Source organism: Dethiobacter alkaliphilus AHT 1 (assembly GCF_000174415.1).
In the GTDB taxonomy this organism is placed as follows: Bacteria; Bacillota; Dethiobacteria; order Dethiobacterales; family Dethiobacteraceae; genus Dethiobacter; species Dethiobacter alkaliphilus.
On record NZ_ACJM01000009.1, the window covers coordinates 20,496 to 32,630 of the forward strand.

Consider the following 12,135-nt stretch of genomic DNA (forward strand, 5'->3'; position numbering starts at 1 on the left):
TCCGATGAAACACGGGGAGACGTTAATCCGGGTCCGCTACGCGGAAACGGATCAGATGGGAGTAGTTTATTATGCCAATTATCTGGCCTGGCTGGAGGTTGGTAGAACTGAATATTTTCGCGAGTTGGGCATGCCTTACAGTGAGGTGGAAAAAAACGATATACTTCTGCCAGTAACCAAAGCTTTTTGTCAGTATAAATCCCCGGCACGTTATGATGATGAGGTTCGTGTGGTAACCAGCATAGCTTCCCTGCAGGAAGTGCGGATTCTGTTTAAGTATGAACTATTTCGCCGGCAAACAAATGAGCTTTTGGCCATAGGCGAGACAGAACATGCATTTGTTAACCGCCAGGGCCGGCCGGTGGTGCTGAAAAAATATAATCCGTTCCTCTGGAAGCGCCTGCAGGAAGCTTCCGGGGAACATGCGGAGTAGAATAATGTTTGCTAAACTATTACTGCTGTTTACATTAGGACCGTTAATTGAACTGTATCTGTTAATAGAACTGGGCAAGCGGGTGGGCACCGCTCCCACCATAATTTTGGTGCTGGCCACCGGTTTCTTCGGTGTGTTTTTGGCCAAAGCGCAGGGTTTCCTCGTTTTACGCCGCATCAGTGAAGCGCTGCGTTTTGGTCAGCTGCCCGCCGATGAACTGTTAGACGGCGTGCTGGTATTGGTAGGTGCTGCATTTCTTTTGACGCCGGGGCTGATTTCGGATACCGCAGGTTTTCTTTTTCTTATTCCCGGCACAAGAAAAAGCATAAAAGCAGTGATACGTCGCAAACTGAAAAAAGCTCTGGAGGATGGCTCATTACAAATATTTTGGCGTTAGTGCAAGGAGTGAACCGTTTTGACAAAAAAGACCGGTATTGTATATCACCCCAATTATTTTTTGCATACCCGTGACACACATCCGGAAAAAAAGAACGCTTGCAGGCAATCCTTACCTTGTTGAAGCAGCAGAATCTGTTTGACAAACTGGAACAGTTGGCGCCAATGCCGGCCTCTGTTGATGAGGTGGCCAAAGTCCATACCCGGCAGCATATTGATTATGTACACAAGCTTTGCCAACAGCACAAACCGCAGCTGGATCCCGATACATATCTAACGCCGGAGTCATATGACGTGGGCCTGTTATCCGCCGGCGGAGCCCTGACAGCCATGCGTGCCGTAATGCGCGGCAATCTGGATGTGGCCTTTTCCTTTGGCCGCCCCCCTGGGCACCATGCCGAGCCACACCGAGCCATGGGGTTTTGTCTGTTTAATAATATGGCCATTGCCGCCCGCCATGCTCAGGAAGAATTCGGTCTCTCCCGGATTATGATTCTGGATTGGGATGTCCATCACGGCAACGGCACCCAAAAAGCGTTTTACCATGATCCCGGGGTGCTCTTTGTTTCACCGCATCAGAGCCCGTTATTTCCCGGCACCGGCCATCTTAAGGAAAAGGGCGAGGGAGCAGGGGAGGGGTATAACGTTAATATTCCGCTGCCTCCCGGTTGCGGAGATGAAGTGTACAGCCAGGTATTTACCGAAATTATCCGCCCCCTGGCAGACCGTTTTCGTCCTGAATTATTAATGGTCTCCGCCGGTCAGGACAGTTATCACAACGATCCGGTGGCTTCCATGAACCTGAGTTTTGCCGGCTTTGCCATGATGGCCCGTCATGCACGACAAATAGCAGAGGAGTACTGTGACGGTAAAGTGGTGCTTACGCTGGAAGGCGGCTATCACTTAGGCGGCCTGGCAGAAGCGGTGGTAACCATCCTCAGTGAATTGAGCGGCTGGGACCGACCCTTAAACCATGAACCGGCCCCGCCGGCAGAACCCATCTACGATGACCCTTTCCGCATCATTGGGGAAGTTAAAGCCTTCCATAATATTTAAAGAAAAAAGGAGCGCACAGCGCTCCTTTTGCATACTGCTAGAAAATATAACGCTTCGCAGATAGCGAAGCTGCTAATGTGCGCAGTACTGAAAAGCGCGCGCTGAGGAAACCGAAAGAGCGCGCCTTTCTTGTGGGTTCGGTTCATAGCCGGTTTATATACTTATTTTACGGTGAAATCGTTAATCACCAGTCCGGTGATTAACTTGGGGTAGAAGTAGGTGGATTTCTGGGGCATTTTATCACCGGCGGCAGCCACTTCCGTCACTTCCCGCACCAATGTGGGGTTCATAAAGATTACCGCCTGAAAATCTCCGCTATCCACTTTGTCCAGGGCGCCCACTTCCTCCCTGGTATAGGCCAGGTTGACTCCGCCTGTGCGTGCTTCCTGATCGATACCTAATATATCTTCAAGGATAAGGCACTGCAGCACAGCCACGTCAAGATTACGCCAAGCCGGTGACTTGCTGCCGCAACGGTGGGCCATTACATGGTTGTCCACGTCACGGGGAAAAGTAAGCTCGTATAGCTTACCGTCTCCCACATAGGCCAAAAAGGCATGCTGGTTGTCAATTTTGTTCTCCATGTTTTGTAAAGCGGTGCTTAAATTTTCAGCCCGATTGGCAGCGGGCAGCTCCAACTCTTTTATGGTAAAGACTTTGGATAGCTCTTCAGTGAAAGTATCTTTGTTGAAGTTTTGCACATTTTTAATCATTCTGTGGGTGGGGTAGATGACCAGTCCCGGATCATGGAGGTTCACCAGGGTCATCAGGCAGAAACCAAAATCATTTTTACCCTGTGCCTGCATCTCTTTATGGAAGTTCAAGGCCGTTTCGTAACGGTGATGACCGTCGGCAATGTAGACTTTTTGCGGAGTAAAAAAGCTCTGAATGGTTTGCAGGTCTTCTTTGTCACTTACAATCCACAGGCGGTGGGTTTCGCCGCCTTCATCGGTAAACATCAAATCGGGCAGTTCCTGTTTGTAACGGGCGGCAATGTTTTCCACCGTCAGTGCCGGATCATCGTAGAGTCCGAAAATGGGGCTGAAGTTGGCGTGACAATGGCGCAATAATTCCAGACGGTCGGCCTTGGCTTTGGACAGGGTTTCCTCATGGGGGAGAATTTTTCCCGTTTCATAATCCTCCACGCCCACTCCGGCGATGAACCCACTGCGGGTCAGACGAGTATCTCCTGCGGTAAATTCCTGTTCGTAAAGGTATATGGAAGAATTCTCGTCGTGGATAAGAATTTCTTCTTCCAGCCAGGAAGTAAAAAATTCCCGGGCACGGGTGTAACGGTTTTCCTGTTGGTGGTCGGTGGACTGAACTTCACCGTATTCCAGCCTAATCACATTATAATCATTTTTTTCATAGAAGCGGCGCTGTTCAGCTTCGTCAATAACATCATAGGGGGGGGTGACCAGATCAGCCATTTCTCCCGCCTTTTCAGGATTGTAACGAACGCCGCGAATAGGCACAATTTTTGCCATTAAATTCCCTCCTCCGGTAAACTGTTTTGATTTTATCGCAATTTAGCACAGAATGCAACGGCTCCGGAAAATCCGGAGCCGTTGCATTCTTATACTGAAATTTGCATAGTTTTGACAGTTGATAAAATTGGCAAAATATCAGGTGCAGAAGGCCAAATTATCTTTTAGGTGCAGATAGTAATATAACTGTTTCAGAGTGGTGATTTCCTCTTTTTCCAGCTTTTTAAGATAGTCGAGGAAAATTTCTGCGGTCATTAAAGAATCACCTAAAGCTGTATGACGGGGGCGCTCTTTTACCCGGTGATGCCTGATGAGTGTGTCCAGATCATGCGACAAAAGTTGCGGATAGAGGGCGCGGCCCAGCTTATATGTGTCAATGACAGGATTGTAAATTTCTGTTTGGGTGTACCAGTTTAGTTTGATGTTTAAAAAAGCCAGGTCAAACTCTGCGTTGTGGGCAACCAACACAGAATCACCGATAAAATCTAAAAAGTCGCTGAGTACACTGCAGATGCCGCATTTGTCCGCAACCATATCATCGGTGATACCTGTCAGATCACAGACAGCCTGTGGAATGCTGCGGTGCGGATTTACCAGTTCATCAAAGATTTGGTCTTCCTTAATTTCACCGTTTTCAATCACCACTGCGGCAATATTAATGATTTCATCACCCTGATAGGGGTAAAAGCCGGTGGTTTCCGTGTCAAAAATAATATAGCGGCTGTCTTTTAGCGGTACATCCCAGTCTGCCCGTTCTTTTAGCTGCAGTGATTTTTCTGCCAGAGCCGAGGTCACCGTAGGTTCCGGTTCATAGTCGTTATGAAAGCCTTTGCGTTCGGCACGCAGTTTAAAATACCAGTAAAACAGGCGGTTGGCAAGCATCTGCAGCTTTGACGGACGAGCTTCCATTACAGGTACATCCCTGTTTAAGTTCGTGAAAGGCAGCATTTCACTCACTCCTTGCTGTTAACCGACGAATGCGTAGAAAGCATGCCCGGTCAGATTCTGTAGGCGGTCCACCGCCAAAAATGCTTCCCGCAGAGCTGCTTTGTCCTTTTTTGACAACTCATTGGGGTTGATATAATTATCCGGCTGTTTACCGATACTCAACTGGTACAGGCTTTGCCGGATACGAAACATCATCAGCGTTTCATACGCGGAGGCAAACATTTCGGTGTCGTCAGGGGAAAAGACCCTTCTTTTGGCCAGCTGTTCCAGCCGGCTAAAGCTGTTGGTATCCACGATTCCTTCGCGCAGGGAAAAGATTCGTAAACAATCTACCATGTGCACGCAGGCCGCACCTTTTAAGTTTACCATATTTCGATGCTCTTTTGATTTCTCGGTGATGATTTGTTTGAAAAAATTTAGCGGTACCCGGTGATTCAGGTCATCTTTAGCCAGAAACAGTAAGACGGTGGAAGATTTCTGGAAACTGCGGGTCACAAAGTTCCTCAGCAGGTCACAAAGGCTTTTTTTGCCGTATACATGGCGAAAGTCAAGGAAAATGGTCATCATGCGGACATTTTCTGAGTCCAGTTTATTAAGCCATTCAGTAATAACTTCTCGCCAGTTTTTAAAGGAGCGGCACCAAAACGGATTTGAGGCCATCACGTTTCCCTTGCATTTGGCAAATCCACATTGATAAAGGCCTTCTACCACTTTTTCGGCAAAAACATGAAAATATTGAGCCACTTCTTCTTCTTTGTCGTCCGGCACATTTTCATAAATAATGCCGTTATCCTGATCCGTTTTTACGAACTGTTCCTGACGACCACTGCTGCCCATGGTAATCCAACTGTAAGCAACAGGGGGGGCGCCGTGGCCCTCTTTAATCATTTCACGCTCACAAACCTGAATTACTTTACGGGTGAGCCGATCGAAAAACTCGGTAATAATCTTCAGGATTTCCCTGCTGGTGGCATTTTCAGAAACCAGAGCCTGCAGTACCTTGTCGATTTCTTTACTGGCTTTGGCCAGGCCTTCAATGGTAGTTTGTTCTTCGATGCTGTTAACGATGGAGAGAGCGCCGGTGCTGCGGGAAATCATTAAATCCCGGATGGTGACGATGCCCACCAGTTTGTTATTATCTATAACCACCAGGTGCTTTACTTTATTGCGCACCATGATCAGCAAAGCTTCATAGTAAAACGCACCGGGTGCCACCGTCAACAGTTTTGTACTCATTATGGTGGAAGCGGTGATGCGTTTAAGAAAATCGCCCCGGGCCAGGATTTTACCTACCAAATCCTTTTCTGTAATGATACCCAGCGGTTTTCCGTCCTTGTCGACCACCACCACTGAAGAAACTCCTCCGGAGGTCATTTTTTCAGCAATGGCCTGTATCTCGTCTTCAGGAGCGCAGGTTACAGGAGGGGCAGACATTAAGTTGGCCACACGTTTGCGCATTGGCTGCTCTATGGGGGTATGGCCAGGCTCATTCTCGGTAATCAGCGCAAAATAAACATTGCGCATACGGTCAGCCAGAATGCGGCTGAAGGAACTGGTAAAGTCGGCGTTATGTGACAATATGTTTTCAAAAATTTCGTTGGGGATTACAATGCAGGTCAAATCCTCTGCGGCCCGCACGCATGCGGAGTACGGTTCTTCCGAGAGAAATACAGTTTCGCCAAAAAAGTCCAGCTCGTTTCGGCGTCCCACCACAACTTCTCTATCCTGCTCGTTTAAAACCGTTACCTCTGCAGAGCCGGAAACGATGACAAACAGGGTTTGCAAAGAGGGGTCGCCCTGGCGAAAAACATAGGAGCCCTTTGGGAACTCACGGATTTCTGCTTTTTCTATTATAGTGTCAATAACTTTGGTATCCAGCAGATGAAATGGTGTGACTTTTCTAAGAATGCTGGTGACATCGGTCGACTGGCCGTTGTGCAATAAGAGCTTCATCTATGACACCTGCTCCCGATATATATTTTTCAGAAAATTTCTACTACTTAGTCCATTATATAATAACTTTGGCTTATCTGCAACAGGTCAATCAAAAAACAGTCTGTTTTTCCGAATACCGGTAAAGAAGGAAATTAAGGGGGCGAATGCGAATTAATTTAGTGTGCTTTTAGTCGTGTTCCTGCTGCTCCTGGCGTATTTCCCAGTGAATGATGAAATTAAGGGCGGCACGCAAAAGAATAACGGCACCCAGGATAGCGATTTCATTGAAAGTGCGCACAACCATGGTGCGAAGTATTTCTCCTGCCAGCTTAAATTCCAGGCCAAAAACCAGGTAGCGGGCAAAGTCCAGGCGAGCTTCCCGACCATCTTTACTTTTTTGCAGAAAACGCAGGAAAGTTCCGGTGCCGGCATACAGAATAATTATGGCTCCGAAAATTTCCAGCATATGGACTAAAACCAAGGTAACATCGGTTAACATTTCTTCCATCAGATGAATGAAGTCCAAAGTATATCCCCCCAATGAAAAATAACGAGGTGCTTTATGAAAAGTAAGCAAAATGCAGCAACAAACCGGTTTCCTGATGCCGACTTGCTGCCAAAGCAGCGCAGACTTCCCAGCGCCATGGGAGAAGTGCTGTTGGCACTTTATTTTATTCCCCCGCTGGCGGAGTATTTTTTTCTCACCCCGGGAGAGCATCTGGCAGTGCGGATACTGGTGTATTCTCTCTGGCTGATACCCGCAATTATTCTTTGTTTTTATCTGGGGCAGCGAGGCACAATGATTGCGGCGCTGGGTATTTCCCCTTTTCTAATCTGGTACGGCAGGGCGTATCTGGCCGAACCATCGGACTATTACGGTGTGTTGGCCGCTTTTTTTGCATCAGCACTTATTTTTGCTTTTTTTGCCGGCTTGTTGGCTGAAAAACTTAAGCGCCGCGAAGAAACTTTGCAGAAAACCACAGCCACCGATCCGGTGAGCGGTATGTTTAATCAACGCTTTTTTTTTGCGTACCCTGGAGCGGGAAATGGACAGAGCCCGGCGTTACAAAGAACCTTTATCATTGGTTCTGCTGAACTTAAATGATTTTAAAAAGTATAACAAGACCTGGGGGGTGACCCAGGGTGACCGGGCGTTGCTGGCCACAGCTGAGGTTTTAGAGGATTGTCTGCGTACAACAGATATTATTTCCCGCTCTGGCGGGGGGCAATTCGCTATTATTCTGCCCCATACAGATTTGATTCACGCCAAACTGGTCTGCCAGAGAATATCAGCCGCCCTTGAGGCTACACCCATAGACTCGCCAGATGGCGGCACCCCACCCCTTAGTGCTTCATTTGGAACAGCTCTCTACGAAACGGGGAAGTCGGCTTCCCAGCTTATAGAAGAAGCTTCCCGTGTTTTATATTTTGCCAAGATGCAAAGAGAAGAGCAGAGCAGTATAAAATAAAATCATCCCCGCATATACTAATAAAAAAGGTATGGGGATGATTTTTTGTTTTATAATTTGGGAGGACAGTCGGTGTCTGTGGTGCGGGGGGATGCGGCCAAGGCATTGGCGCAGCGCACCATTTTCTCCGCCCGGCGTGTTTTGCCTGAATTCAAAGATGTGCTCTCCCCCGTGGCGGTGGCAAGATGTGCCCATTTACTGCGCAGCACACTGGGGGAACCCAGCTATGTTGTAATAAGGCCGCAAAGCGGCCCTGTGGAGGTCTGGGTGGTCTCCCTGAAAAATAATAACGGAGTATTGTCATTTGAACTGTGGCAGCATGCAGACATGCCAAGGTACTATATTTTTGCCGATAGATCTTCACCGGTACTGGCAAAACTCTTAAAACGTCTGCGACGCCATTTGTATACCCCTGTGGTGGAAGTGCTGTCGGGAAAGTAGAGTTAATTAATGCCGGACTGTGTTATCTTGACAACAAACGGGATACCCTGAACAATAAGGGCTGTCCTGTTTTTTTCTTTTGTACAGGCAATCAGGGCAGTCGTTTCTTATGGAAAAGCTAATTTACAGTGTTAAGAGGTTTTCCCTGCTTAAAGGCATTAATGTTTTGCGCCAGAAGGTTAACCAATCTTTGCCTTGACTCAATGGTCTGCCAGCCGATATGGGGGGTTAGGATTACATTATCCATGGTAAACAGTGGGTTATCCGGCCTGGGAGGTTCGGGATCCTGGACATCCAGGGCGGCACCGGCTATTTCACCGTTTTGCAAGGCAGGGATAAGGTCTTCTTCCTTAATAATTGCGCCTCTGGCGGTATTAATCAAGAATGCAGTGGGTTTCATTAATTTTAATTTACTTCTGTCTATCAAATACTTTGTTTCAGTGGTCAGGGGCGAATGGATACTGACAAAATCACTTTGCTGAAGCAATTCTTCAAGGCTTACAGACTGCACTGCCGGGTCATCCCAACGTTTAGGTGTCCTGGAATAAGTAAGAACGTTCATACCAAAAGCGCGGGCTATTTTAATGACCTGCCTGCCAATGCTGCCGGCTCCGAGAATGCCCAGTGTTTTGTTTTGCATTTCAACGTGTGGGACCTGCAGGTGCTTTGAAAAATTACTCAGGTTCCCATCTTTAATCATGTATTGCTGCTGAATCAGCGAAGAGCAGAAATTGAGCATAAATGTGATTGCCAGTTGAGCAACGGCTTCTGTACTATAACCGGGAACATTGCAGACGGTAATTCCTTTTTCTGTGGCAGCGGCAATATCAATGTTATTGAAACCAGTGCCTGCTTCGCAGATTAGTTTTACATCCGGCAAAAACTGCCTGAGAAGTTCTCCCGGCAATGGCAGCTCCTTTGTGATAACAACTTGATGACCCTTTACACGCTCTAAAATTTCATCATGGTTACTGTGGTCAAAAAGTGTGATTTCTGTGATAGATTCCAGCGGGGAAAAGTTCAAGTTCCCATCAAAGTTGATCTTTGCAGCATTAAGAAATACCGTTTTATGCATAAGCACTTCTCCTTTCTTGTTATTTATTCTTCTGGAAAGGCCAATTCATCCCAGAAGAGAAAAATGGCAACCTATTTGACTTTATACTAACACTCAGGGCGGGGTTTGTACAATTGAACACCTGGTACATAATTATAAAAATAATAGATAGACATGCATAGAAAATTATGCAGTCTATCTATTAAGCTAGTCTGGTTAACTAAAGGTTGCTTGCTTTTTTGTTATTCTGTGGCCTGGGCCAATTTATTTTTCGTTATGCTGCGGTGCGATGTATTCCAGATGCATTGTCCGTTTCTGATTAAAAGTACTTGTGGTGATTCATGACGGACACCGGTTTTTTCCGCCACCGCCTGTGAAACATCGCGCGCCTTTTGGACCACTATACGACAAACCTTAACTGTGGCAGGCTCGCCGGCAATAAATTTGTCCACCTCCTGGTGGGCATTGCGGCTCACCGGTCAGGTGGCGCTATGCTTGAAAATAAGAACATCTTTTTCTGCCGAAGATTTTAATACTTCCTCCAGCGCAGTCAAATCCTCCAACGTAATAAGCTCGGACATAGGTAATCCCTCCTTGTGGGAAGATATTTCTCTTTTTTAAACTAAATCCCTCCTGTTTAAGCTCAGGGCAACGTAAAATCATTTTCTGTTAATAAACGGGCCGGAGAAATCAGGTATTTTAGTAACAGGAGGAATTAAGGCAGGACTTTACCGGGATTGAGGATGCCGCGAGGGTCAAAAGCCTTTTTTAGCCTGTGCATTAACTCTATTTCTGCGCTGCCCATAACTTCCGGCAGGTACATACGCTTCTTGGCGCCGATACCATGCTCACCGCTGATGGTGCCGCCCACCGCTGCAGCGTGTCGGTATGCTTCCTTAAGTAGCAGGGGCAGCTGTATTTCCCATTCATCCTGGGACTGATCGGTTCGTTTCAGGAAGCGGGCATGAATATTGCCGTCGGCGGCATGCCCGTAACTTACCACCTGGCAATTAAATCGTTGGGCCAGCTGATGCAGAAAGGTTACAAAGGCGGAGACCTGAGACACAGGAACAACAATGTCTTCATTGCTTTGTACAGGATATTTTGCTTTTACTGCCTCAGCTATAATTTCTCTGATCTGCCAGAGCTTTTTGCGCGTAGCGGCATCATTGGCGATGTAGATTTCCAGAACCTCCATTGTTTCTGCCAGCTCACCCAGTGTTTCGCAGGCTGTTAGCAGTTCGTTTTCTGTTGCACCGTCCAGCTGCACCAGCAAAAGAGCTCCGGCTTGGTGGGGCAGTGTTTCCTGTAAATATTGGCAGGCCAACTCCACAGCAAAATGGTCCATAAATTCCACCGCTGCCGGAATGATTTTTGCTTTGGAGGTGATGGCGGAGGAAAAGGTGGTGGCCTTTTCTATATCAGAAAATAAAAAGAGAAGATCCACCTGCGCCGGCGGCAGAGGCAGGAGTTTGAGGATAATCTTTGTTACTACGGCCAGGGTACCTTCCGACCCTACGATTAACGGTATCATGTTATAGCCGGTTACGTCTTTAACCCGTTTGCCGCCTAATTCCAGTACCTCACCCCCGGGTAGTACAGCTTCAAGGCCCAGAACATATCGACCCGTTACGCCGTATTTCACGGCTCTGCCACCGCCGGCATTGGTGGCCACATTGCCGCCTACGGTACAGGATTCTTTGCTCATGGGGTATCCGGGATAAAACAGGCCGTGGGACGCCAACAGATCATTAATTTTTTTGGTCAGCACACCGGGCTCCACCGTTATGGTCAGATTGTCCCGGTCCACCTCAAGGATTTTGTCCATCCGCTCAAAGGAGAGGACAATACCACCGGCCATCGGCACTGCCGCCCCGGAAAGACCTGTGCCGGCACCGCGTGACGTCACCGCAATTCGCCGCCGGTTGGCATGGGCCAGGATGGCAGCTACTTCATTGGTACCTTTGGGTTTAACCACCACTTCAGGATAGGCCCGATATTTTTCACCGGGCACCTCATCATGGGAATAGGGTAAAAGCTTTTCCTGCTCGGTAATGATATGTTCGGCGCCTGCAATGGACCGTAATATTTCTAAATCGGCAGCTGTTATGCGCTGAAAAGTCAAAGAAATCCCTCCAATCACAGTTAATTTCTTTACCCGGAGGATAGTTCCCTGCAAAGGAAAAATAAGGAGGTCATATAATGCTTATTAAAGACAGAATGACAAAGGATGTAATTACTGTTTCGCCTGAAACAACGGTGCCGGATGCGCTCAACCTAATGGAGGAAAAGGATGTGCGGCATTTGCCCGTGGTGGAGAAAGGGCGGCTGACAGGAATTGTCTCCATGCTTGATTTGGTACGCGCCACGCCCTCTCCCGCCACCAGTTTAAGCATATGGGAATTAAACTACCTGTTGGCCAAACTCCCGGTGCAGGATATTATGACCAAAGATGTAATCAGTGTGGGGCCGGATACACCCATTGATGATGCGGCCCTGTTGATGCGCACCAACAAAATCGGCGGCTTGCCGGTGGTAAAAGAAGAGCAGGTTGTGGGCATTGTGACGGAGACGGATATCTTTTCCGCAGTTCTGGAAATGTTTGGCGTGACCCGGGGCGGTCTGCGGCTGACTCTGGAATTGCCGGATCAACACGGCGCACTGGTAAAGGCTGCGGAAATGTTTCGCAATTTCGGGGTAAATGTGGTGAGCCTCACCGTTTTACCAAGCGATGCAGAAAAAAATGTGGGTCAGTCTGTATGGCGGCTGCAGGACTGTGAAAATGTGGATGAGCTCCTTGATTTTCTCAAAGAAAAAAGCTATCGGGTAATTCATTACAGTGAAAATGACGTTTGTGAACAGTAACATACATCAAGAAAGGCGCGCTCTTTTCAGTACTGCTCACATTAGCAGCTT

Annotated in this window: 14 protein-coding genes; 7 read left to right on the forward strand and 7 right to left on the reverse strand. The window is 47.6% G+C overall.

Features of this window, described 5'->3' with window-relative positions; genetic code table 11:
• Window positions 1–4: 4 nt before the first annotated feature.
• The 3 genes from DEALDRAFT_RS09290 to DEALDRAFT_RS09300 all read left to right on the forward strand — a co-directional run bounded on the left by DEALDRAFT_RS09290 (window position 5) and on the right by DEALDRAFT_RS09300 (window position 1,885).
• Window positions 5–433 carry an acyl-CoA thioesterase gene (locus DEALDRAFT_RS09290; RefSeq protein WP_008516892.1) on the forward strand — a complete coding sequence of 143 codons (429 nt, stop codon included), beginning with the start codon at window positions 5–7 and terminating at the stop codon, window positions 431–433.
• A gap of 4 nt (window positions 434–437) precedes the next feature.
• Window positions 438–830, forward strand: a complete 393-nt coding sequence (locus DEALDRAFT_RS09295) for an FxsA family protein (RefSeq protein ID WP_008516893.1) — start codon at window positions 438–440, stop codon at window positions 828–830.
• A gap of 98 nt (window positions 831–928) precedes the next feature.
• The gene (locus DEALDRAFT_RS09300; RefSeq protein WP_008516894.1) at window positions 929–1,885 is read left to right on the forward strand and encodes a histone deacetylase family protein; all 957 of its coding nucleotides are present in this window, start codon (window positions 929–931) and stop codon (window positions 1,883–1,885) included.
• A gap of 161 nt (window positions 1,886–2,046) precedes the next feature.
• Here the strand turns inward: DEALDRAFT_RS09300 and DEALDRAFT_RS09305 are convergent, their stop codons facing one another.
• The 4 genes from DEALDRAFT_RS09305 to DEALDRAFT_RS17005 form a co-directional block, all read right to left on the reverse strand.
• Window positions 2,047–3,372 (reverse strand): DUF1015 domain-containing protein, encoded by a 1,326-nt coding sequence (locus DEALDRAFT_RS09305; protein ID WP_008516896.1) that lies wholly within the window; start codon window positions 3,370–3,372, stop codon window positions 2,047–2,049.
• A gap of 138 nt (window positions 3,373–3,510) precedes the next feature.
• A complete protein-coding gene (locus tag DEALDRAFT_RS09310) occupies window positions 3,511–4,320 on the reverse strand; it encodes a 3'-5' exonuclease (RefSeq protein ID WP_008516897.1) in 810 nt (269 codons plus the stop codon).
• Window positions 4,321–4,338: 18 nt separating this feature from the next.
• Window positions 4,339–6,273 carry a DUF294 nucleotidyltransferase-like domain-containing protein gene (locus DEALDRAFT_RS09315; protein WP_008516898.1) on the reverse strand — a complete coding sequence of 645 codons (1,935 nt, stop codon included), beginning with the start codon at window positions 6,271–6,273 and terminating at the stop codon, window positions 4,339–4,341.
• 169 nt (window positions 6,274–6,442) lie between these two features.
• Window positions 6,443–6,781 carry a DUF1622 domain-containing protein gene (locus DEALDRAFT_RS17005; protein WP_008516899.1) on the reverse strand — a complete coding sequence of 113 codons (339 nt, stop codon included), beginning with the start codon at window positions 6,779–6,781 and terminating at the stop codon, window positions 6,443–6,445.
• Window positions 6,782–6,817: 36 nt separating this feature from the next.
• Here DEALDRAFT_RS17005 and DEALDRAFT_RS09325 point away from each other — a divergent pair, with 36 nt between their 5' ends.
• The 3 genes from DEALDRAFT_RS09325 to DEALDRAFT_RS09335 all read left to right on the forward strand — a co-directional run bounded on the left by DEALDRAFT_RS09325 (window position 6,818) and on the right by DEALDRAFT_RS09335 (window position 8,165).
• On the forward strand, window positions 6,818–7,360 hold the full coding sequence (locus DEALDRAFT_RS09325; RefSeq protein WP_008516900.1) for a hypothetical protein: 543 nt from the start codon (window positions 6,818–6,820) through the stop codon (window positions 7,358–7,360).
• Entirely contained in the window at window positions 7,302–7,724 is a 423-nt protein-coding gene (locus DEALDRAFT_RS09330) for a GGDEF domain-containing protein (protein ID WP_008516901.1), read from the forward strand. The genes DEALDRAFT_RS09325 and DEALDRAFT_RS09330 overlap by 59 nt, the downstream gene beginning before the upstream one ends.
• Window positions 7,725–7,796: 72 nt before the next feature.
• Window positions 7,797–8,165 carry a hypothetical protein gene (locus tag DEALDRAFT_RS09335; protein ID WP_008516902.1) on the forward strand — a complete coding sequence of 123 codons (369 nt, stop codon included), beginning with the start codon at window positions 7,797–7,799 and terminating at the stop codon, window positions 8,163–8,165.
• Window positions 8,166–8,283: 118 nt separating this feature from the next.
• Here the strand turns inward: DEALDRAFT_RS09335 and DEALDRAFT_RS09340 are convergent, their stop codons facing one another.
• The 3 genes from DEALDRAFT_RS09340 to DEALDRAFT_RS09350 form a co-directional block, all read right to left on the reverse strand.
• Complete coding sequence (locus DEALDRAFT_RS09340; protein WP_008516903.1) at window positions 8,284–9,240, reverse strand: NAD(P)-dependent oxidoreductase; 957 nt, start codon at window positions 9,238–9,240, stop codon at window positions 8,284–8,286.
• Between the two features lie 221 nt (window positions 9,241–9,461).
• Window positions 9,462–9,695 carry a bacillithiol system redox-active protein YtxJ gene (gene ytxJ, locus DEALDRAFT_RS09345; protein WP_050780803.1) on the reverse strand — a complete coding sequence of 78 codons (234 nt, stop codon included), beginning with the start codon at window positions 9,693–9,695 and terminating at the stop codon, window positions 9,462–9,464.
• Between the two features lie 239 nt (window positions 9,696–9,934).
• Complete coding sequence (locus tag DEALDRAFT_RS09350) at window positions 9,935–11,344, reverse strand: FAD-binding oxidoreductase (RefSeq protein WP_008516905.1); 1,410 nt, start codon at window positions 11,342–11,344, stop codon at window positions 9,935–9,937.
• A 77-nt stretch (window positions 11,345–11,421) separates the two neighbouring features.
• On the opposite strand from DEALDRAFT_RS09350, the gene DEALDRAFT_RS09355 reads away from it, so the two are divergent.
• Window positions 11,422–12,084, forward strand: a complete 663-nt coding sequence (locus tag DEALDRAFT_RS09355; protein ID WP_008516906.1) for a CBS and ACT domain-containing protein — start codon at window positions 11,422–11,424, stop codon at window positions 12,082–12,084.
• The last annotated feature ends 51 nt before the right edge of the window (window positions 12,085–12,135 follow it).

Bases quoted from the DNA above. Each gene is read 5' to 3' on its own strand.
- DEALDRAFT_RS09290 (WP_008516892.1), top strand. From the start codon at position 5: ATGAAACACGGGGAGACGTTAATCCGGGTCCGCTACGCGGAAACGGAT.
- DEALDRAFT_RS09340 (WP_008516903.1), bottom strand. From the start codon at position 9,240: ATGCATAAAACGGTATTTCTTAATGCTGCAAAGATCAACTTTGATGGG.
- DEALDRAFT_RS09310 (WP_008516897.1), bottom strand. From the start codon at position 4,320: ATGCTGCCTTTCACGAACTTAAACAGGGATGTACCTGTAATGGAAGCT.
- DEALDRAFT_RS09330 (WP_008516901.1), top strand. From the start codon at position 7,302: ATGGACAGAGCCCGGCGTTACAAAGAACCTTTATCATTGGTTCTGCTG.
- DEALDRAFT_RS09325 (WP_008516900.1), top strand. From the start codon at position 6,818: ATGAAAAGTAAGCAAAATGCAGCAACAAACCGGTTTCCTGATGCCGAC.
- DEALDRAFT_RS09355 (WP_008516906.1), top strand. From the start codon at position 11,422: ATGCTTATTAAAGACAGAATGACAAAGGATGTAATTACTGTTTCGCCT.
- DEALDRAFT_RS09305 (WP_008516896.1), bottom strand. From the start codon at position 3,372: ATGGCAAAAATTGTGCCTATTCGCGGCGTTCGTTACAATCCTGAAAAG.
- DEALDRAFT_RS09315 (WP_008516898.1), bottom strand. From the start codon at position 6,273: ATGAAGCTCTTATTGCACAACGGCCAGTCGACCGATGTCACCAGCATT.
- DEALDRAFT_RS09295 (WP_008516893.1), top strand. From the start codon at position 438: ATGTTTGCTAAACTATTACTGCTGTTTACATTAGGACCGTTAATTGAA.